The 19,035-nt window shown below is 62.4% G+C and carries 14 protein-coding genes and 1 pseudogene; 12 read left to right on the top strand and 3 right to left on the bottom strand.

Annotated elements, in window-relative coordinates:
- Positions 1-1,895, bottom strand: a 1,895-nt coding sequence (locus GJ654_RS20305) for a Calx-beta domain-containing protein (protein WP_281406425.1), incomplete at its 3' end; no start/stop codon positions are given.
- Positions 1,896-2,758: 863 nt separating this feature from the next.
- On the opposite strand from GJ654_RS20305, the gene GJ654_RS20300 reads away from it, so the two are divergent.
- Positions 2,759-3,499 (top strand): LuxR C-terminal-related transcriptional regulator, encoded by a 741-nt coding sequence (locus GJ654_RS20300; RefSeq protein WP_196305644.1) that lies wholly within the window; start codon positions 2,759-2,761, stop codon positions 3,497-3,499.
- Positions 3,500-3,541: 42 nt separating this feature from the next.
- On the opposite strand, the gene GJ654_RS20295 is transcribed toward GJ654_RS20300, so the two are convergent.
- On the bottom strand, positions 3,542-4,834 hold the full coding sequence (locus GJ654_RS20295) for a polysaccharide biosynthesis/export family protein (protein ID WP_196305643.1): 1,293 nt from the start codon (positions 4,832-4,834) through the stop codon (positions 3,542-3,544).
- Between the two features lie 10 nt (positions 4,835-4,844).
- Positions 4,845-6,113, bottom strand: a complete 1,269-nt coding sequence (locus GJ654_RS20290) for a polysaccharide biosynthesis protein (RefSeq protein WP_155448001.1) — start codon at positions 6,111-6,113, stop codon at positions 4,845-4,847.
- Positions 6,114-6,408: 295 nt separating this feature from the next.
- On the opposite strand from GJ654_RS20290, the gene GJ654_RS20285 reads away from it, so the two are divergent.
- The 11 genes and pseudogenes from GJ654_RS20285 to GJ654_RS21015 form a co-directional block, all read left to right on the top strand.
- The gene (locus GJ654_RS20285; RefSeq protein WP_155448000.1) at positions 6,409-7,548 is read left to right on the top strand and encodes a DegT/DnrJ/EryC1/StrS family aminotransferase; all 1,140 of its coding nucleotides are present in this window, start codon (positions 6,409-6,411) and stop codon (positions 7,546-7,548) included.
- A 6-nt stretch (positions 7,549-7,554) separates the two neighbouring features.
- Positions 7,555-8,268: a sugar transferase gene (locus tag GJ654_RS20280; RefSeq protein WP_155447999.1), complete on the top strand. Its 714-nt coding sequence runs from the start codon at positions 7,555-7,557 to the stop codon at positions 8,266-8,268.
- Positions 8,250-9,578 (top strand): lipopolysaccharide biosynthesis protein, encoded by a 1,329-nt coding sequence (locus GJ654_RS20275; RefSeq protein ID WP_155447998.1) that lies wholly within the window; start codon positions 8,250-8,252, stop codon positions 9,576-9,578. The genes GJ654_RS20280 and GJ654_RS20275 overlap by 19 nt, the downstream gene beginning before the upstream one ends.
- A 209-nt stretch (positions 9,579-9,787) precedes the next feature.
- Entirely contained in the window at positions 9,788-10,957 is a 1,170-nt protein-coding gene (locus GJ654_RS20270; RefSeq protein ID WP_155447997.1) for a glycosyltransferase, read from the top strand.
- Positions 10,958-11,010: 53 nt separating this feature from the next.
- The gene (locus GJ654_RS20265) at positions 11,011-12,357 is read left to right on the top strand and encodes an O-antigen ligase family protein (RefSeq protein WP_155447996.1); all 1,347 of its coding nucleotides are present in this window, start codon (positions 11,011-11,013) and stop codon (positions 12,355-12,357) included.
- Positions 12,354-13,940, top strand: coding sequence for a hypothetical protein (locus tag GJ654_RS20260; protein ID WP_155447995.1), 1,587 nt, complete (start codon positions 12,354-12,356; stop codon positions 13,938-13,940). The genes GJ654_RS20265 and GJ654_RS20260 overlap by 4 nt, the downstream gene beginning before the upstream one ends.
- A 52-nt stretch (positions 13,941-13,992) precedes the next feature.
- A complete protein-coding gene (locus tag GJ654_RS20255; RefSeq protein ID WP_155447994.1) occupies positions 13,993-15,507 on the top strand; it encodes a hypothetical protein in 1,515 nt (504 codons plus the stop codon).
- An 11-nt stretch (positions 15,508-15,518) separates the two neighbouring features.
- On the top strand, positions 15,519-16,262 hold the full coding sequence (locus GJ654_RS20250) for an ATP-binding protein (protein WP_155447993.1): 744 nt from the start codon (positions 15,519-15,521) through the stop codon (positions 16,260-16,262).
- A 12-nt stretch (positions 16,263-16,274) separates the two neighbouring features.
- A complete protein-coding gene (locus tag GJ654_RS20245) occupies positions 16,275-17,126 on the top strand; it encodes a hypothetical protein (RefSeq protein WP_155447992.1) in 852 nt (283 codons plus the stop codon).
- Positions 17,127-17,144: 18 nt separating this feature from the next.
- Positions 17,145-18,494 (top strand): phosphoglucosamine mutase, encoded by a 1,350-nt coding sequence (glmM, locus tag GJ654_RS20240; protein ID WP_155447991.1) that lies wholly within the window; start codon positions 17,145-17,147, stop codon positions 18,492-18,494.
- Positions 18,495-18,808: 314 nt separating this feature from the next.
- A pseudogene (locus tag GJ654_RS21015) lies at positions 18,809-19,035 on the top strand (hypothetical protein); the annotation flags it as partial.

Genomic DNA, 19,035 nt, shown 5'->3' with positions numbered 1-19,035 from the left:
CTCGCGGCGAAGGCGGCGGCGTTGGCGCTCGCGTCGCCCCGGATCGTGACCGACGTCGCTCCCGTGCGCGATTCCTTGGCCTGGAACTGGATGTAGGCGTTGGTGATGGTGGCTCCGACGGGAATGTTCACGCCGGTGAAGCGGATGCCGACGGTCTGCCCGGTCCCTCCCGTGGTTTCGACGTCATCGGTGAGTTCGAGATCGGAGCTGCTGGTATAAACAGAGCCCGAAGCGAACTGCTCGACGTCGTCGATCGAGGCGGCGACGCGCTTTTCAAACGTGACCGGAGTCGCCGAGACGTCGTCGTTCGATATCGTTCCCTGCCCCTGCGCATCGCCGAGGACGCCGCCGTTGGTGGGGTTGGACAGAGTGACGAAGACGGTTTCGTCGGGTTCGACCGTCGTGTCGCCGTTGATGGTCACCGAGATCGTCTGCGACGCCTGCCCCTCCGCGAAAGTGAGCGTGCCCAACGTCGCAAGATAGTCGCTCCCGGCCGTCGCCGTTCCATTGGCCGTCGCGAAATCGACCGCGAAGGCGGCCGTTCCCGTGCGGCTCACCGTGAAGGTCGCCGTCGACGCTCCCGAATTGCCCTCCGTAATCAACACATCGTTGATCGTGATGTTGACGGTCGTGTCCGCGAAAAGGCTGATCTGGGCGATTGCTGTTTGCCACCAGCCGTTGGCCACATATTCGTTCGAGATCCAGAAGCCATTGGGGTCGGCCGGGTCGGCGACAGCCGTCGAATATGCGCCCCACCGTTGAGCGCCCGCCACTCCGGAATCGAAATAGCCCGTGCTCGCCTGGTAGAGAACCGGGGCGCTGAACACTGTCTGTCCCGCCGCCAGATAGACATAATAATCGGATGGATACATGGAGGCGCTGCTGGCGGTGAAATTCACAAGCAAGTCGCCGGCGGCGTCAACCGCTAACGAGCCGTTGAACACGCCGACGCCTTGGCCGATGCCTGCGCCTGTGATGTCGCCTTGTGCGGCGACGGTTGGCGCAGCCGCGTTTGTCACGTCCAGTTTGAACCAATGAATGCTCGGCGTGTTTGCGCCCGGAAGTTTGACTTCGCTCAGCCCATAGAGGAAGCTGCCGCTATAGGCCAAGCTGGCGATCCGGGAATCGTATGCGTCCAGCAGAAGCGTCGTGCCGAGTTGCCCGATCGTATAGTTCGTTCCGCCCGTTCCCTGATCGCTATTGCCCAGGGCCAGCGTGGTATAGGCGCTGAAAGCGTTGGCGGAAGTGCTGTAGGTCTGCAGGGACAGCAAGCTCTGCCCGTTTTGCGGCATGACCGCGACGTAATAGGTCAAGCCGTTCCCGCCCGCGATATTCCTGTAAATGCCCTGCGCTGGCGGCGCGACCTCGCTGGCCACCGTCGTCAAGGCGCCGCCGGTATAGATGCTGTGGCTGAAGACCCAGTTCTGCGTGCCCTGAAATCCCGAGCCGTATTGCGGCTCGCTGACATAGATATTGGTTCCGTCCACGGAGAGATAGGGCATGTCGGCATAGGTCGCCACGCCATTGATCGTCAGCAGCGCGTTCGCCGAACCGACATACCAGCCATCGTTCGGATTCGCGGTCTTCGAAACGGCGATATTGATGTTGCTGACGCCGGAACCCAGGTTCATCGCCATAAGGACGAAGCGCTGGTTGACGACATCGAAGACGACGCGCGCGTCGAGCAGCGAATTGCGTTGCTCCGCCGGCAGGGAAGAGAACAACGTGTAAAGAGACATGTCCACGACGGCGCCGCCCGTCAGGTTCGTCCACCGAAGCATTGAGCTTTCCGCCGTGACGATGTATGCGCCGCCGACCGCCAGAGCATTTTGCGGCGGATAATTGTTCGGATCGGAGATTCCGGACAGGACGAGATCGATGGTCGATGTGGGCATTGCGGCCTCCCGCCATAGCGCGCCGCATGCGGCGTCGCCGCGAGCCTAGCAGAGGAAGGGCGCGGTCTGGCTTCTCATGGGAGGTACCGCTGACGACCCTATTCGCGCGGCGCGGCGGAGGCGAACTGGCCGATAAGTCAATCGTCCATCATCGCCTGCTGGATGCACTAATCCTTGTGATCTCGCGCACCACTTCTTTCGTGCGCTGGTTTGATCGAAATGGGTATCTCCAGCCAGACGGCAGGATGGAACCGGACCGAATCGGCGCATACGCCTCGTGATGGCCTTACGGCAAAGAAGCGGAAAGATCTTTTAAAAACAACATCTTTAAAGGCAAGCGCCAGTCCACACGCTCAGGTGTAGCTTGAAGAACTTGATTGCAACCATACCAAGAAATCCTTGGCAACCCATAGGTGGTAAATACGAAGTTTAGACAACGTTATGATTTAAAAAGGTTCTCTACGCCGCATGTGATTTCTGCGCATAAATGAATCTGTTTGCATTGCAAAAATGCAATTATTCGAATCCACAAAAATGAAAAATGATTGTCACATAAACATCATAGAATACCGGGGGCAAATTATGTTTAGATGTCAAGAAAACTTGAACTTGAGCATGCTCGATCTTGAGCTTGTGTCCGCTCGGATCGAATTGGCATCACAAACAGATGACAAAGCCGCAGCGGCGCTGGCGCTTCAGCACGGTCATCAGGCGACAAGCGCTCTCCTCCGCGACCGGAGAACAGCGGAACCTCGGCCTTTTTAGGGAAAGTCTCCCAGGCAGAAACGCCTCGCTGGACCGCTTTGATGCGGCGCCTCCCTGCGCCCAGCGCAGTCAATGTCCGAGAGTTAACGGAGCGCCAAATGGCATCATTTTACTTTCCCGATAATTATCGGGCGCTGCAAAATACGCGTCACGAGGGATCGAGCGATCAAAGCTCCGTTGCCGCGCCAGAGCAGACGATCGAGAAGGTCGCGGAACGGCCGCAGGTTCTCGTCATCGAGCGCAACATTTTCCTTCGCGCCTGCATCGTGCGCAGCATTTCGCATCACGTTTCCGATCACGTGAAAGCCTATTCCAGCCTCGCCGAACTCAAGGAAACGGACATCCAGGCGCCGTGCACGGTGGCGCTGTTGTCGACGCTGCATCTGAACGCCGAAGAAGTGGACGCTGAATTCGCCATGATCGTGAATTCGGCGCCGCGCCTGCGAACCATGGTTCTTGCGAAGACCGACGATCTCAACGAGACGCTGCAAGCGCTGAGCCAAGGGGCGAACGGCTACATATCCGTAAACGTCGATTTCGACATTCTCATCCAAGCTCTCGCATTCGTGGCGGCGGGCGGAACCTACGTGCCCGCGCAATGTCTCCTCGCCGCCCGCGACAACCCGTCACCGAGCGCCGAGACAACATCATCGGCCAACGCGATCACCAGCCGCGAGAAGGCTGTCATCAAGGCGATCCGCGAGGGAAAGTCGAACAAGGTGATCGCCTACGAACTCAACATGTGCGAGAGCACGGTAAAGGTTCACGTCAGGCACATCATGAAAAAGCTCCGCGCGAGGAACCGCACCGACCTCGCGATCAAGAGCATGGATTTGTGATCGAACGTTCCGGCCGCCATAAGGGCGGCCGGAGGATGCCGCTTATCGCAGAACCGAGACGGATTTCGGCTGCGGTGGCTCCTTTATCTTGATCTCCACCACATCTCCCGGGGTGAGCTTGTAGTCGCGATCGACGTTCTGCGTGGACACACGACCCTTCGTCTCGCGGGCGAGGCGGATATCCAGACGGGAGTTTTCATCCGCCAGCAATTGGGAGCGCGCCATCGAGGCCAGCTTCAGCTTTTCGTGGGCCGCGTCGCGCCTGATCCGCGTCGCGGCAAGCGCTCCCCTGGCCTCCTTTAGTTCCTTCAACAAGCCCGTCTTGCGATCGTCTTGCAAATGTTGCAGTTGCCGCGCCAAATCCGCGGATTGTTTTTGCAGTTGCAGCAAACCGTCGGTCACCTGCAAGGCGCGGGTTTGGGAAAACAGCAGCGCGCGCCGCGCCTCGAGAACGCGGGGATTGGCCACGTTGCCGAGCTTGAGGAGTTCGACCATTCGACGCAGATCCTCCGAGTCCGCTTTCGCGGCTTCCTGTTCCTCGCGCTGCTGGGTTTGCAGCACAGACGTCCGCGTGGAGAGCTGGTCGATCGAGTTGCGGAGGAATTCCTGCTCGCGGGTGTAATCGACCGCGCGCGCCTGCATGATGTCGTTCTCGATCTGAACGATGTTGCCGTCTGTCCCAGGCGAGGCATTGGCGGCCGGGTTCATGTCGAAGCGCTGCGCGCCTTTCAATTCTCCTTCAAGCCGGGCGATCTGCGCCTCCGCCTTCGTCATCTCGACGCATAGAGTGTCGTATTCGGCCTTGTATGAAGCCATGTCCATGACAGGATTGGTGGAGCGCCAGACCGCCAGGTCGACGCCGCCGGCCAGGGCGAGCGCCTGGCGCACAGTCATCTCGGGGCGGTAAGGTATTTCACCGGGACGAGCAACGTCGCCGTCGACGTAGACAGGCCGGTAATCGGCGACGGCCGCGCTGACTTCATCGCGTTGAATGATGACGAGAAGCTCGCGTCCATCGGGCGATCTGCGGCGGTACACCTTCCGCGCAAAGCGCGCTTGAACGGCCTGGCGGAGTTCGTCGGGCGACAAGCCAGCGACCGTCAACGCTCCAACAAGCGGAAACGCGACGGCGCCGTCGGGTTGAACGCGGTTGCGCATACTCAATTCCGGCAGGCCGGCGACCGTGACTTCGATCACGTCGCCGGGGTGGATCCTGTAGGGCTGCGCATCCGGCGCCGCCGCGCATCGGTCCGGACCGGCGCCGAGGAGAAGCGAGACCACGCCGAGCGTGGCCAAGCCGTTAAGGCATTTTGGACGATGAAGAGGAATCGACATGGCTATTCCCTTACCGAAACTCAGGGCTGGCGAGCTCGCCTTTGTTCGCAGCGCGTGTGGAGGCTCGCAGGAGCTTCTGGTCATTCTCCAACAAGCGTGTCGGGAAAGACGCCCCGCGCCGGCTTCCGCCACTCCGGGAACCCGAACGGCACTCGCCAAGACGGCGCGTGCGGACATATTCCGGCACGACGGCGATCAACTTGCGCTTGACCTCCTCAACGTTGCGCGCATTCGCGGCCGCAAGCAGACTGTCGATCAAATGCAGCTTCGGTTCGGGATCGAAATGCAGAGCTGCGCTTTGCACGCCTTCCACTTCTGTCGGCGTCAGGATTTCCCAGTCGTAATTGAGGACTTCATGCAGTTTTTCCCCGGGACGCGTGCCGATGAACTCGACGCCGATGTCCTTGAACGGGGTCAGGCCGGCGCGACGGATCATTTCAACAGCCAAGTCGAGAATGACGACCGGTTTTCCCATGTCCAGGACATAAAGGGCGAAGCCTGTCTGCGGGAGCGATGAAGCCGCGAGCACGAGACGGACCGCGCCGTCTATGGTCATGAGGAAGCGGGTCATCTTGGGGTGCGTCACCGTCACCGGCCCGCCGTTCTGAATCTGCCGCTGAAACAACGGTACGACCGAGCCCGATGAGCCCACGACATTGCCGAAGCGCACCAGACTGGCGCGAATGCCGGAAAAGCGAAGCGCGCGATCATGGACGTAAAGCTCCGCGACGCGTTTGGTCAGGCCCATGCACGAGGAGGGATGGACCGCCTTGTCCGTCGAGATCATGACGAAATCAGAACCGAACGCGCAGCACAGATCCAGCGTGATCTTGGTTCCCAGCACATTCGTCCGCACCGCTTCAATGACGTTGTGGTCTTCGAGCAAGGGAACGTGCTTCAAGGCCGCGGCGTGAAAAACGATCTCGGGAGTCTCGCGCACGAACAGATCGCGCATGGCGATTTCATCGCGAATATCGCAAATGCAGGCCGGCGCCGACAGCTTGGGATGGTGTTGCGAGATCGCGTAACTGACTTGGTAAAGATTGTGCTCGCAGGCGTCGATCAGGCACAGGCGCGCGGGGCCAAGATTGGCGATCTGGGCGACCAGTTCTGAACCGATTGATCCGCCTGCGCCCGTCACCATCACACGTTTGCCGGCGATGCGGGCGTGGGTGTCGCCGTTGACGATCGCTCCGCACTCATTCCTTGGCGCGTCCATAGGGAGCGCGCCGTCGGCGAAGTTGGCGGTTCGCGGTTGGAAAAACGAATGCTTATTCATTCATGAGCCTCCAAGTGCCGCCCCGAAACAACGCATTGGTCAGATGGCGCGCCGTCCCGCATTCCAGTCGGAAAGGCGAGCCGCTGGGGCTCTCGATCTCTGGAGCCTCAAGCTTAGAAACAAACGTTGTGCGATCGCCAGAAACGAAAAGGACATTTTTTGGTTGGCTTTGGAGATCGCGCGGCGTCGAAAGGCGTAGACCGACGCGAAAGAATTAACCTTCCGCCAAAAAGGCCAACTATCGCCGACGCGTCGGATTTTGAATTCTGAGCACGCTCAAGCCCGTGAGGACCAAATGTCCGTGCCATTCTTCCGCCCGTTGATCGGGAACAGTGAAATCGAGGCGGCTGTCGCCGTGCTCCGTTCGGGCTGGCTGACCACCGGCCACAAATGCCAGGAATTCGAGAAGGCCTTCAGCGCTTTCCTGGGAGACGGCGTCGAAGCGGTCGCGGTCAATTCCGCCACCGCAGGTTTGCATCTTGCGGCCGAGGCTTGCGGCGTGCGCGCCGGCGACGAAGTTCTCGTGCCGACGTTGACATTCACGGCGACCGCGGGCGCCTTTCATCAGATGGGCGCCGAACCGATCCTGGTCGACGTCGATCCCAACACCCTGACGATCGACCTGAACGACGCGGAGCGAAAAATGACATCGCGCTGCAAGGCGATCGTTCCCGTTCACTTTGGCGGCTGGCCCTGCGACATGGACGCGATCGTCGCATTTGCGAGGCGTCACGGCCTGCGCGTCATCGAGGACGCGGCGCACGCGCTCCCCGCGCGCCGGGACGGACGGCTTGTCGGCGCCGGCGAGTCCGACGCCTGCGTGTTCAGCTTCTACGCCAACAAGACGATCACCACGGGCGAAGGCGGCATGCTCGTCACGCGGGATCCCGAGATCGCCCAGAGAGCGCGGATGATGCGCTCGCATGGTTTCGACCGGGACGCTTTCGATCGCTTCAAGCGCATCGGCGCCGCGTGGCGATATGACATTATCGCGGCCGGCTACAAATACAATCTCACCGACCTTGCCGCCGCCATCGGCCTGGAGCAGCTGAAGCGCGTTTACGAGTTCCAGGAGGCCCGCCAGCGCATCGCCGAGCATTACAATTCGGCTCTCGCAGGCTTGCCGCTCGAGCTGCCGTCGCCAGCCCCGGCCAACGGACTGCACGCGTGGCACCTGTATCCGATCCGCGTTCGGCCGGAGGCGCGCTGCGGGCGCGACGAACTCATCAAGCGGTTGAACCAGGCCGAGATTGGCGTCTCCGTTCATTACCTTCCGCTTCACATGACGAGCTACTGGAAGGCGCGGCCGGGCGCCGTCGGCGCGTTTCCGGTCGCGACCCGACATTACCAGCAATCCGTGACGCTGCCGTTGTTTCCGGACATGACCCTGGACGAGGCGGACCAGGTCATCGAGGTCGTCAAAACCGTGGGGTGAAGCCGAATGACTCTTGCCGCTCATGGGGCCGTGACCGCACGGACAAAAGGGAAATCGGAGACGGCGAAGCGGGCGTTCGACGTCTTCGCCTCGGCCTGCGGACTTGTGGCGCTCGCGCCGCTGTTCGCGGTCGTCGCCCTGGCCGTCAAGCTGGACAGTCCCGGTCCCGCGTTTTTCCGCCAGACCCGCATCGGGCGCGACGGGAGGCCGTTTCTGATCTGGAAGTTCCGCAGCATGCGGGCGGCAGGGCGCGGCCCCAGCTTCACGGCCGAGGGCGATTCGCGCATCACAAGGGTGGGCGCCTGGATCAGGGCGGCCAAGGCCGATGAACTGCCGCAGTTGATCAATGTGCTCGTCGGCGACATGTCGCTTGTCGGGCCAAGACCGGAAACGCCCGATCTGCTTGAGCTCTATTCTCCGGAACACCGGGCGCAAATGCTTTCAGTGCAGCCGGGCGTCACCGATTACGCGTCGCTTTTCCTGCGCAACGAGGGCGCCTTGCTGGCGCAGTCCGACGATCCCGCGCGGTTCTATCGCGATAAGCTGATCCCGATGAAGGCGCTATTGCTGCAGCGCTACCTTGCGGAGATGAGCCTCCGCGCAGACATCCGCATCGTCCTTCTCACGGTCGCGGCGCTGTTCCGGCGCAGCGCCAAAACCGAGGAAGAGGCGTCACTCCATGCGCTTCTCGCGGAGAAGCCATGTTTGCCCAGCACGTAAGTTCGACTTTGTTCAATTTGAAACTCCAGCGCGGTTCGATCTTCCGCAAGACGGCGGGTCTTTCCGTTATGACAGCCGCGGGGCAGTTCACCTTCGTGCTGTTTCTTCCGCTGCTGTCTCACCTCTACACCCCGGCGGATTTTGGCGTGTTCACCGTCTATCTTTCGGTCGTGAACATTTTGGGACCCGTGGTCTCCTTGAAGTTCGACTCCGCGCTCTACGGCGCCTCGTCGCGCGAGGAGGCGCGCCCATTGCTGCTGCTGGCGCTGATTTCCAATGCCTTGGTGTCCCTGATCGCAGCCGCGATTCTCGCCTCGCCCGCTTCGCTGGCGTTGGCGATGCCGTCCATTGGCCTCCTGGTTCCGATCGGACTCGTCCTCACGGGCTTATGGAGCACGACCTCCGCTTGGGCCATCCGCAATGACGCGCTGCCGACGCTCGCGACCGCGCGCTTCGTTCAGCCCGCCTTGATGACGTTCCTGCAGATCGTCGGCAGCCTTGCCGGTTCGTCGTCCACGACCCTGATCATTTCTCATATCGTCAGCCATTCCGTTTATTCCGGGCTCATCTTATGGAAGACCCTGCACAAGTCCGACCTGAAGAAAGCGATCCGGAACGACGCCGCCTTGCTCCGAGGCAAGGCTTGGGACAATCGTCTCTTTCCGCTGCTGGTGACGCCCGCGAACGTCGCCTCGCAGCTGGTCGCGAATGCGCCGCCGATCTTGATGGGACTGCTTTACGGCGCGGAGATCGCCGGTCTGTGCGGCATGGCCCTGCGTTTCGTGTTCGCGCCGATCGCGATCTTCGCCTTGCCATTGGGGCACGTCTTTACATCACTGGTCTGCAATTCGAGCGATCAAGCGGAGGTCAAGAGGCTCGGCCGCAAAATCCTGGCGACCAGCGTCGTGATTGTCTGCGTCCCCCTTCTGGTCTTTGGGGCGCTGGCGCCGCTGTTCGCCGGCCCGCTGCTCGGGGAAAAATGGGCGGCGACAGGGCAGATCGCTTCGGCGCTTGCGGTGTTCGCAGCCGGCATCGCGCTGGTGACGCCGTTCAACGAGATAACCTCGATCTTCCATTTGCAAAAACTGCGCTTCGTCGTCGAATTGAGCACAAGCGCCCTGGTGTTCGCGGCGGTGTTCGCAAGCGCCTTCGCCGGCGCGGGCGCTTTGACGACGATCTGGTTGCTGTCCGCAGCAGGCGCGTTCGGCTCGCTTTGGGGATTGCTGAGAATCTGGTCGATGTTGCCGTCCGCGCTGGCGCGACGGTCGCGGGCGACCGAGCCCGCCAACGCGCCCACCCATACGCCTTAAGCCGTATAGGTGGCGCATTCGGGTCGTCGAAACGTCAATTGGCGTCCATCCAATGACGAAGCGGCGGCCAAAGGCGGAATTGACCCGGTCTGGGTTCGGCCGGAGCATCTCATGGCGGCATCCGCTTCTCGCTAAGCTGATGCGCAACACCTCGGAAAGGAAGCATCGTGCCTGCGCATCTTCTTTTTGTCGGCGGCGAAGATCATCACATGCGTCTGCCATTCATGCTTGCGTTGAAGGCGCGCGGCTATCGCCTCTCCGCGGCGGCGTCCTGCGATCCCGGCTGTTTCGCCGACGCTGGAATCGATTTCTGGCCCATCGCATTCGACCGCTACATCTCGCCTCGCAGCGATGTCAAAAGCGTTGGTCGACTCGCGGATGTCTTGCGTCGCGTCAATGCGGACGTCGCCCATTGCTTCGACACGAAGCTGGGCGTGCTGACGCCGCTTGCCGCCGCCGAACTTCCGCATACGCGGATCGTGCGCACGATCAATGGACGCGGCTGGATGTTTTCGTCGCGCTCGCCGGTCGCGCTCGGCCTGCGCCTGCTCTATCCCACCTTGCAGCGACGGGCGGCGCGACGCACCGATGCGACGATTTTCGAGCACGACGGCGACCGAAGGTTCTTCGTGCATCATCGCCTGCTCGACGAAAGCCTGTTCGAGGTCATTCCCGGCGCCGGGATCGATGTCGAGGGCTTCGACCAGGCCCGCGCAAAGGGCTTTTCGCGAAAGGCGCTGCGGCACATGCTCGATCTCGGCGACGCGCCCGTGGTGTTCACCGCCACGCGCGTCACGCGGCAGAAAGGCATTCCGGCGCTGCTGAAGGCCGCCAAACTTGTGCATGCCGAGCGGCCCGACGTTCGCTTTGTCGTCGCCGGCCCCTGCGAGGGCGGAGGTCCATTCGCGATGCGCCCCGCGGATTTCGAAGCGCATGCGCCCTATGTCCTTTATCTCGGCCCCCGCAGCGATGTGCCCTCTCTTCTGGGGATGGCGGATATCTTCGCCTTTCCCTCGGAATATGCGGAAGGCGTTCCTCGCGCCTTGATGGAAGCCGCGCTGGCCGAACTGCCGATCGTCGCGACGGAGCTGTCCGGCTGTCGCGAGGTCATCGATCACGGACGAACAGGTTTGCTGACGCCGTTGCGCGACCCGAGAGCGCTGGCGGATGGCGTCCTGGCGCTTTTGCGTGATCCGGTTCGGGCGAGAAAGATGGGCGCGCGCGCCTCCGAGCCCATCCGCAGCATCTTCTGCCTCGACAATGTCGTCGACCGGCATGCGGCGCTCTATGACCGCCTGGTCCAGCTCCCGTCCTCACGGCGTCGACGAGAACGGTCGAAGCAGAACGATTTCGGTCGCCTCTTCGATCCGGCCGCGTGAGGTCCGGCGACGCCGGCGAAGCCTCGCGCCAGAGTAAGGAATGGGATCGCGTCATGGTCATCAAGCGCTCGCAGAACAGTCGCGATTGGTTCCTGGCCTTGGGCGTCCTGCTGGCGTTGTTGACTCAGTTGCGTTCGAGCGTGCCCATCCTTGGACCCGGTGAAATCTTCCTCGCCTGCTGGCTCGGAATTCAGGGTTTCCAAACGCTCGCTTGCCCGCCTCAGGCGCGCGGTTGGGCTCCCGTGGCGATGTTCTGGGGGCTGTTCGCCTTCGCGCTCTGCCTTGGACTGATTCACAGCATTGTCTCTGGCTTTCCGCTGGATTCTGCTCTGGTGGTTCACGACGTCTTCGCGGATCTGCTTCTGATCGCGCTTTGCGTCCTGCTGGCGCCCGTGGTTGCGGATGAAGAACGCCTGCGCCTGCTCAAAACGAGAGTCATGATCGCCGGCTTCGCAATGCTCGTCCTGCAACTCGCCAATGCGGCGGGCTTGTTCGTCCTCAACAGCGTGGACCCCTGGTATTGGGAGCGCCTGCGGGGCTGGACCGCGAACCCGAACCAATTCGCCCTGTACTGCCTGTTGATCGGCTTTCTCGCGCTCCATGTCGCCGAGCGCGGATCTCGCGCCGGGGCTCTCGCGGGCTGGGCCTGCGGCCTCCTGACTCTCGCATCGGGTTTGCTTGCCATGAGCAACGCCTATTTGCTCGTGGCGATCCTTGGCTTGGGCGTCCTGTCCGCGGCAAAGATCCTGCGTTGGATGGCGCGCGAGGAAAGGCGCGGCTTCCCCGCGACCTGGCTGAGCGTCTCGCTGACCGCCGGCATGCTCTACGCCGGGATCCTGATGGCGCCGCACTGGGCGAGTGAGGGCGATCTCATACGCTCCGCGGGCGGCGTGGCCCGCGACACCAGAAATGAACTCGAGGATTCGACGGTGCGCCTCGTGCTTTGGCGCCAGGCGCTCAAGCGCGGCATGGAGTCTGGAATGATCGGCTACGGTCCCGGGCCGCACCTCGAGATCCCCGCGGTCGTTCTCCAGGGACGGCGCGCCACGGACCTGCCCAAGAACATGATGACGCCGGAGTCGGGTCTCGCCGCCAATTTCGAGGCGCACAACACCGTGCTCGAACTCTTCGTGCAGGGCGGCTTGCTCGCCGCAGGCGGATTTCTGTGCATTGTCGGGTTGGCGATCATACGCGCATTCCGCGCCGGCTTCGACGCGCTCGCGGCGGGACTCATCGCCATAAACGTGTTCGGCAGCTTCCACGTCATCTTCAGGCATCCTTTTTTCTGGCTGCTGATTGTCGGGGCGCTGGCCGCGCGACGTTCCTGGGCGAAATCGACGGCGACTCTTCGCCCGCTTGACGCCTACTCCTTGCTGAAGCCGATGAGGATCATTCCATGACGGAGCAGACCGCTTATACGCATTGGCTCGACCGGGCCGTGGCCTCGGCCGAAAGCTTCTCTCACAGCGCGGGCGGAAGCGGCGCGCAAATGGGCCTGCGCCAGATCTTCAAGCTCGTGCTCCGCCGCAAGCGGCTGGCGGTTCTGATCGTCGCCGCCAGCGTCGGCCTTGCGACGGCGTCCTCGGTGTTCCTGATGCCGCGCTATACCGGAAAGGTGCTGCTGAGCGTTGGCGAAGGCGAGAATGCGCCGGCGGACCGCCGCAACGAAGACGCGATTGACACCCATCTGGTTCAGCTCGGTTCTCACGCCAACCTCGCGCAGGTCTTGGCCGCTCTCAAGAAAATGCCCGCCTATCACGACCGATACGCAGGCGTGAGCGACCTCGAGAAGCGCCTCAAGGTCATGCAGGAATCGCGCTCGCGCCTGATCTCGGTCAATTTCACCGCCAAGTCTCCACAGGAGGCCGCCGACGTCGCGAATCTGACCGCCCAGCTTTATGTGGACAAGATCCTGTCCGCGGACGACGCCTCCGGCAAGGCGGTGACGCGGCAACAGGAGCGCGTGGCGCAACTGGAGAAGGACCTTCGCGACCTGAAAGCGCGCATCGAGAAGCCGGGCGTGCGGTCCGCCATCCTGCAGGACGCCCGCGAGGACGCCAGCCGCCTCGCGGAGCTGGAAGATACGCTGGAAAAAGAGTCGACGCGCCTGAGCTTGATGCAAAGCCAGGTGGAAAACCGAAAGCAGAGCTTGCTCCTGTCGCCCCCCGTCCAGATTTACGCCATGGCGGACAAGCCCGAACTGCCGAGCACCGCGCGGCCCGTTTTCATCATCATCCCCGCCTTTTTGGCTTCCGCCATTTTCGCTGTAGGCTTGACCTTGCTGCTGGGCCGACTGGATCGGAAGATTCATTCGACCGAGGATCTACGCAATGCGTTCGGGCTTCCGGTGATCTGCGACGCGCCGCCAAGAGGAGCCCCAAGCGAGTTCGCCGCCGACGCCTCCTATACGCGAGAGTTGCAGAACGCGGCCCTCAAGCTGTTCCTGAGCGCGACGCCGGGCCACAAGCACGTGATTCTGGTCGTCGCCGCCGGTGCAGCGGATGGTCCGACCTTCGCCGCGGATCTGGCCGAAGCTGCGTCGCAGATCAGACCGGTCCTGGTCCTGAGCGCGGACGCCGCCCTCACGTCGCCATCGGCGGACGACGACCCGTTCAACCCAGCTCTCCCGGAGCGTCGGCAAATTGCGTTTCGCTCGCTGGCGCAAAGCTCCCAGGATCTGCTCTCGATGGCGGGATCCGGCCCGCTCGCCGCCACGCTGACCCGCCATCGCCAGCACCATGACCTGATCATCATCGCCGCGCCTCCGGCGACGGTTTCGCCCGCCGGCCGCATCCTTGCGTCCATGGTCGATGCGATCATCGTTCCCGTTGTGCTTGATGCCGTCAAATACGACGACATCGCCGACGTCATGCGCGAACTCGGCCAGGACGGTGGTCTTTGGAGCGAAGGGACGGCGCGCCGGCGCGTCGCCTTCGCTGCGGTTCGCCCTCAGCCGAATTCCAATTCGACATTGAGAATTTGAAGCATTCAAACAGGACGCGCTTGCCGCCCGAAACGATCGAAGGAGCGACGCAATGAGTCTCGCGGTCAGATTATCGCCCGTCACCGATCCCACTCCGCAGCCACCGGCGATCCTGGCGCGGCTTATCGAATCGTTCCGACAGCAGAGCGTCGCTTACTGCTGTTGGAAGAATCCCAGCCGCCTGCCCGACAGTTTCGCAGGACGATCGGACCTCGATCTGCTGATCGCCCGCACGGCCCGCGCGACCGCGCTCCAGATTTTCGCGTCATGCGGCTTCAAGCATGCGCCGGACGCGGCATGGCATGACGATCCCAGTGTGCTGAGCTTCCTGGGTTTCGACGAGTCCAGCGGCGCGCTGCTGCACGTCCACGCACATTTTCGCCTGGTCGTCGGTCCGCCGCTTTTCAAGAATGATCGCATTCCCTGTGAGACCGGCTTCCTGTCGCGGGCGCCTATGCTGGACAACCAGATGCGCGTCCTCTCGTGCGAAGACAGGGCGCTTCTCCTCATCATCAGGGCGCAGTGCGAATTGAGTTGGGCCGATCCGGTCGTCTGGCGACACAGGCGCCGAAACGAGCAGAAATTTCGGGACGAGTTCGCGGGCCTCGCCGCCGACATCAGGCCCGAGGTCTTCCTGAGCGCCGCAACGCACCTGTTTGGGCCAGAGCTAGCGCAGGACGTCCTCGCTCTCGCACACAGGGAAAATGCGCCTTTTGCGCCGTTTGGTCTTCGGACGCGGATTCGCCGCGCGCTCGCGCCGTATCGCAAGTGCGGCGGCTTCGAGGCGATGGTGGCGCAAGGCTTTCGAGCGATCGGCTTGTTGTTTGGCGTCTTCAATCGCAATGTGCTGCAGACGCCCCGCACATGGCGGCGGCGCGCGCCCGGCGGAGGGGTCGTCATCGCTTTTGTCGGCGTGGACGGATCCGGCAAGAGCACGGCGGCGGCGGGTGTGCGCCAATGGCTCGGCGGCGAGATCGACGTCGTGCAACACTATTTCGGAACAGGCGAGGGCGCGCCGTCGCTTGTGCTGGCGCCGTTCAAACTGCTCGCACGCGCCATTTCGCCCTTCATCAAGACGAAGCCGAAAGGCGCATCGCACGGCAGGATTTCCGATCGCCCGCCTGGACCGCTCTACGCGACCCTTTTCGCCGTTTGGGCGCTCGCGGTCGCTTTGGACAAGCGGCACAAGCTCAAGAGTGTTCAACGTGCGATTCGACGCGGCTTTGTGGTCGTAACCGACCGCTATCCGCAGAACGAGGACCCCAAGTTCAACGACGGCCCGCTCTTGCCGAGGCTGCCGGTTGTCCCGGAATGGCTTCGTCGCTTCGAGGCGTCCGTCTATGAGCAGGCGCGGCGAACGCCGCCGGATCTTGTCGTCAAATTGCTGGTCGGACCTGAAACGGTGATGCGGCGCGAGCCCGATATGAACGTCACAATCATCAAGGAGCGGCTCGCGTGTATCGACACGCTGCGGTTCCAGGGCGCGCGACTCGTCGCCGTCGACGCCAAGACCTCACTGGCTGAAGTCACCTTGGCCGTGAGACAAGCTGTGTGGAGCATCATCTGACGGGGCCTGCCGTGATCGTCGAGTTCTTTGGCCCGCCCGGGTCCGGCAAGACAACGCTGTCCCTGGCGTTGGCCAAAAGCTTGAACGAAGACAACCATCGGATTGTCTTGCGGTTGAGCGCGAGGCCTGGCGAACAGGGAGGCGCGAACGAGACGCCAAACCCGTTCAACGCCGCAGCGTACCGGCTCATGAAGCCGATCATCGAACTGATCCTCGGCGCCACAAAGCAGCCGGGTCTTCTGGCCAACAACAGCATCGCCGGCGTCCTTTCGGCTGCGTTGCCGCCGGGACACATGATGCGCTCGCTGCGCATGCGGCAATATCTGGTTCGGCTGTCGCGGAGCTGGACTCAGGCGATGAGGAGCGGCGATGTCCACATCTTCGATCAGGGCTATGTTCAGGCGGTTGCGACGATCATGATGGCGCAAACGAACCTCACCGACGCCAACCTCAGGGATCTGCTGAACGTGATCCCCGCGGCCGATCTCGCCATTGGGATCGAAGCGACGGCGCCCGAAATCGATGCGCGCCTCGATCGCCGACGGCGGGCTATCGGCGGCGTCGGCCGTTTTTTCGAGGAGCCGCCGGTGGGCGTCGACAAGCAAAACGAGATCGCCGCGCGGATCGCGGCGCTGTTGCCGGAATGCGGGCGCCGCACGCTGTTGCTGCGTTCGGAAACCGGGGCGGTGGAAGAAAATGCGCAAGCCGTGAGGCGCGCGATTCTCGCCTTGCCGGTCGGCAAGCGGGCTGGATAGAAGGAGCGAACCATGCTTCAGCACGAATGGACGGTCATGGCGAAGGTCATCGCCGTGAGCGCGACCGCGCTCCTGACCGCGGGATCGAGCCTGGCGCAAGATCAGCCAGGCCCCTCGCTTCACTTCGCCTCCAACGCAAATTTCGATGAAGCCGGTCGTTTCGCGCCGAAGGATTTCGGCTTCAACATCGCCGATGTCTCCAGCGCCGAAATGCTCGACGCGCTTCCCGACGGTGTTTTCGGAATGATATGGGTTGGCCGTTGCGAAGGACCGGATGCGCGATTTCAGGAGACCGTCAATTCGGTCATTCAACACCCCAAGCTCTTCGCATTTTATCTCGCGGACGATCCCGATCCCTCGGGACGATGGCGCAAGACATGTCCGCCTGCAAACCTGAGGGCCGAGTCGGACTGGATTCACGAACGACGCCCCGACGCCTTGACCTTTGTCGCGCTCATGAACCTTGGCGACGAGGCCGAGCCTCGATTCCACCCGGACCTTCGTCCGCAGATCACGCAAGTCGATCTCTTTGGAGTATCGCCTTACCCCTGCCGGCGCGATTGGCCGAAATGCGATTTCACGATGGTCGACCGGTTTGTCGACGCGGCGCTGAAAGCCGGGATTCCGAATTCCGCGATCGTGCCCGTCTACCAGACTTTCGGCGGCGGGCGCTGGACGGCGAACGGCGGGGGCTATCGCATGCCGGACGCCGCGGAACTGCGCGAGATGATCCTCGCCTGGCGCAAGCGGACGCCCAACCCGAGATTTGACTATGCCTATTCCTGGGGATCGCAGAACGGCGACATCGCGTTGAGCGGATCGAGCGCGCTGCGCGATGTTCTCAAGGAATTCAATGCCAACTGAACGTGTCTGGAGGGTGAAATGTCGACAAGCCGCCAGTTTTTTGGGACCGATGGCATCCGCGGGCTCGCCAACAAGGTCATCACGCCCGACCTCGCGCTGCGCGTGGGCCAGGCGGCGGGCCTCGCCTTTCGCGATGCCGGCGATCACAGCCATCGCGTTGTCATTGGCAAGGACACGCGCCTCTCCGGCTACATGATCGAATATGCGATGGTCGCAGGCTTCACTTCAGTCGGCATGGACGCGCTGGTGCTCGGTCCCATGCCGACGCCCGCCGTCGCCATGCTGACGCGCTCGATGCGCGCCGACCTCGGCGTGATGATCTCCGCTTCGCACAACCCCTATGAAGACAACGGCATCAAATTGTTCGGCCCGCAGGGCTTCAAGCTCTCGGACGAGGTCGAGAAAAAAATCGAAGATCTGATGGACGCCGACATGGGACCGCGGCTGGCGGCCTGCGACAGGATCGGCCGCGCGCGACGCATCGACGGCGTGCGCGCCAGGTACGTCGAGTCCGCCAAACACACCTTGCCGCGCAACATGTCGTTCGAGGGCATGCGCGTCGTGATCGACTGCGCCAATGGCGCGGCCTACAAAGTGGCGCCCGAAGCGCTCTGGGAGCTTGGCGCAGAGGTCTTTTCCCTGGGCGTCGAGCCGAACGGCATGAACATCAACCGCGACGTCGGCTCATCCGCGCCTGAAGCGCTGTCTCGCAAAGTGCGTGAATTGCGCGCCGACATCGGCATTGCGCTCGACGGCGACGCCGACCGCGTGCTGATCGTCGACGAGACCGGCAAGCTGGTGGATGGCGATCAACTCATGGCCGTTGTGGCGCAAAGTTGGAGCGAGGACGGCAAGCTGTCGCAACCGGGCATCGTCGCCACGGTCATGTCCAATCTCGGTCTCGAACGCTTCCTGCAATCGATCAGCCTGTCGCTCGCGCGCACGGCGGTCGGAGACCGCTACGTACTCGAATACATGCGCAATCATGGTTACAACGTGGGCGGCGAACAGTCTGGCCATATGATCTTGTCGGATTATTGCACGACGGGCGACGGACTCGTCGCGGCCATGCAGGTCATGTCGGTGATCAAACGCAAGGGACGTCCCGTCAGCGAGGTTTGCCACGCGTTCGATCCGCTGCCACAGGTCTTGAAAAACGTGCGCTTCAAGGGCGGCAGGCCGCACGAACACGCGGACGTGGTCAGAATGATTGATTCCGTGAAAGCCAGGCTCGGCAATGACGGCCGCATCGTCGTGCGCCCCTCGGGCACCGAGCCCTTGATCCGCGTGATGGCGGAAGGCGACGACCGCGCCCTGGTCGAACAGATTGTGGCCGAGGTCTGCGAGGTGATCGCGACCGCCGCCTGACGGAATCCCCCGTGCTCTTTTCCGCGGCGCGCGAACAGTTCGGCGCAGCCGATGACGCGCGTCGACAAAATGCGGCGAGGCGCCCAGGCGCGCTTCCCGGCGAGAGCCTTTCCGTCGTCCGGGGAGCGTGCGACATCAACATCGACGCCAGCATTTTGTCGCACAAGAACACGTAGGCGAGGAAACCCCGCACACCTTATCGGTCGCCGGAGGCCTTGGCCGCGGTAGCGGCGCTCTTTTAAGTTGACTTTTTTTATGGATAAAATAAATTTCGCAAATCGGGGCATAATTCTCCCCCTGAAAGGATTCCGCCCATGTCGTTCAGTCTCAAGAAACGTGTCGTCGGCGCCGCGATCGGCATCCTCGTCCTCTCCGGCGCCGCGGCCGGTTCGGCGTCCGCCGCCGAGGTCCGCCTGCTCAACGTCTCCTACGATCCGACCCGCGAGCTTTACGCCTCCATCAACTCCGCCTTCATCGCCAAATGGAAGCGCGAAACCGGCGACGACCTCTCCATCCAGCAGTCGCACGGCGGCTCCGGCAA

The organism is Rhodoblastus acidophilus, from assembly GCF_009720655.1.
Classification (GTDB): Bacteria; Pseudomonadota; Alphaproteobacteria; order Rhizobiales; family Beijerinckiaceae; genus Rhodoblastus; species Rhodoblastus acidophilus_A.
The sequence above is the reverse complement of the archived record's forward strand: the minus strand, read 5'-3'. Positions and strand labels throughout refer to the sequence as shown.

Coding starts and splice junctions, on each gene's coding strand:
- GJ654_RS20300 (WP_196305644.1), top strand. CDS start 2,759: ATGGCATCATTTTACTTTCCCGATAATTATCGGGCGCTGCAAAATACG.
- glmM (WP_155447991.1), top strand. CDS start 17,145: ATGTCGACAAGCCGCCAGTTTTTTGGGACCGATGGCATCCGCGGGCTC.
- GJ654_RS20260 (WP_155447995.1), top strand. CDS start 12,354: ATGACGGAGCAGACCGCTTATACGCATTGGCTCGACCGGGCCGTGGCC.
- GJ654_RS20275 (WP_155447998.1), top strand. CDS start 8,250: ATGTTTGCCCAGCACGTAAGTTCGACTTTGTTCAATTTGAAACTCCAG.
- GJ654_RS20270 (WP_155447997.1), top strand. CDS start 9,788: ATGCGTCTGCCATTCATGCTTGCGTTGAAGGCGCGCGGCTATCGCCTC.
- GJ654_RS20285 (WP_155448000.1), top strand. CDS start 6,409: ATGTCCGTGCCATTCTTCCGCCCGTTGATCGGGAACAGTGAAATCGAG.
- GJ654_RS20245 (WP_155447992.1), top strand. CDS start 16,275: ATGCTTCAGCACGAATGGACGGTCATGGCGAAGGTCATCGCCGTGAGC.
- GJ654_RS20265 (WP_155447996.1), top strand. CDS start 11,011: ATGGTCATCAAGCGCTCGCAGAACAGTCGCGATTGGTTCCTGGCCTTG.
- GJ654_RS20255 (WP_155447994.1), top strand. CDS start 13,993: ATGAGTCTCGCGGTCAGATTATCGCCCGTCACCGATCCCACTCCGCAG.
- GJ654_RS20290 (WP_155448001.1), bottom strand. CDS start 6,113: ATGAATAAGCATTCGTTTTTCCAACCGCGAACCGCCAACTTCGCCGAC.
- GJ654_RS20295 (WP_196305643.1), bottom strand. CDS start 4,834: ATGTCGATTCCTCTTCATCGTCCAAAATGCCTTAACGGCTTGGCCACG.
- GJ654_RS20280 (WP_155447999.1), top strand. CDS start 7,555: ATGACTCTTGCCGCTCATGGGGCCGTGACCGCACGGACAAAAGGGAAA.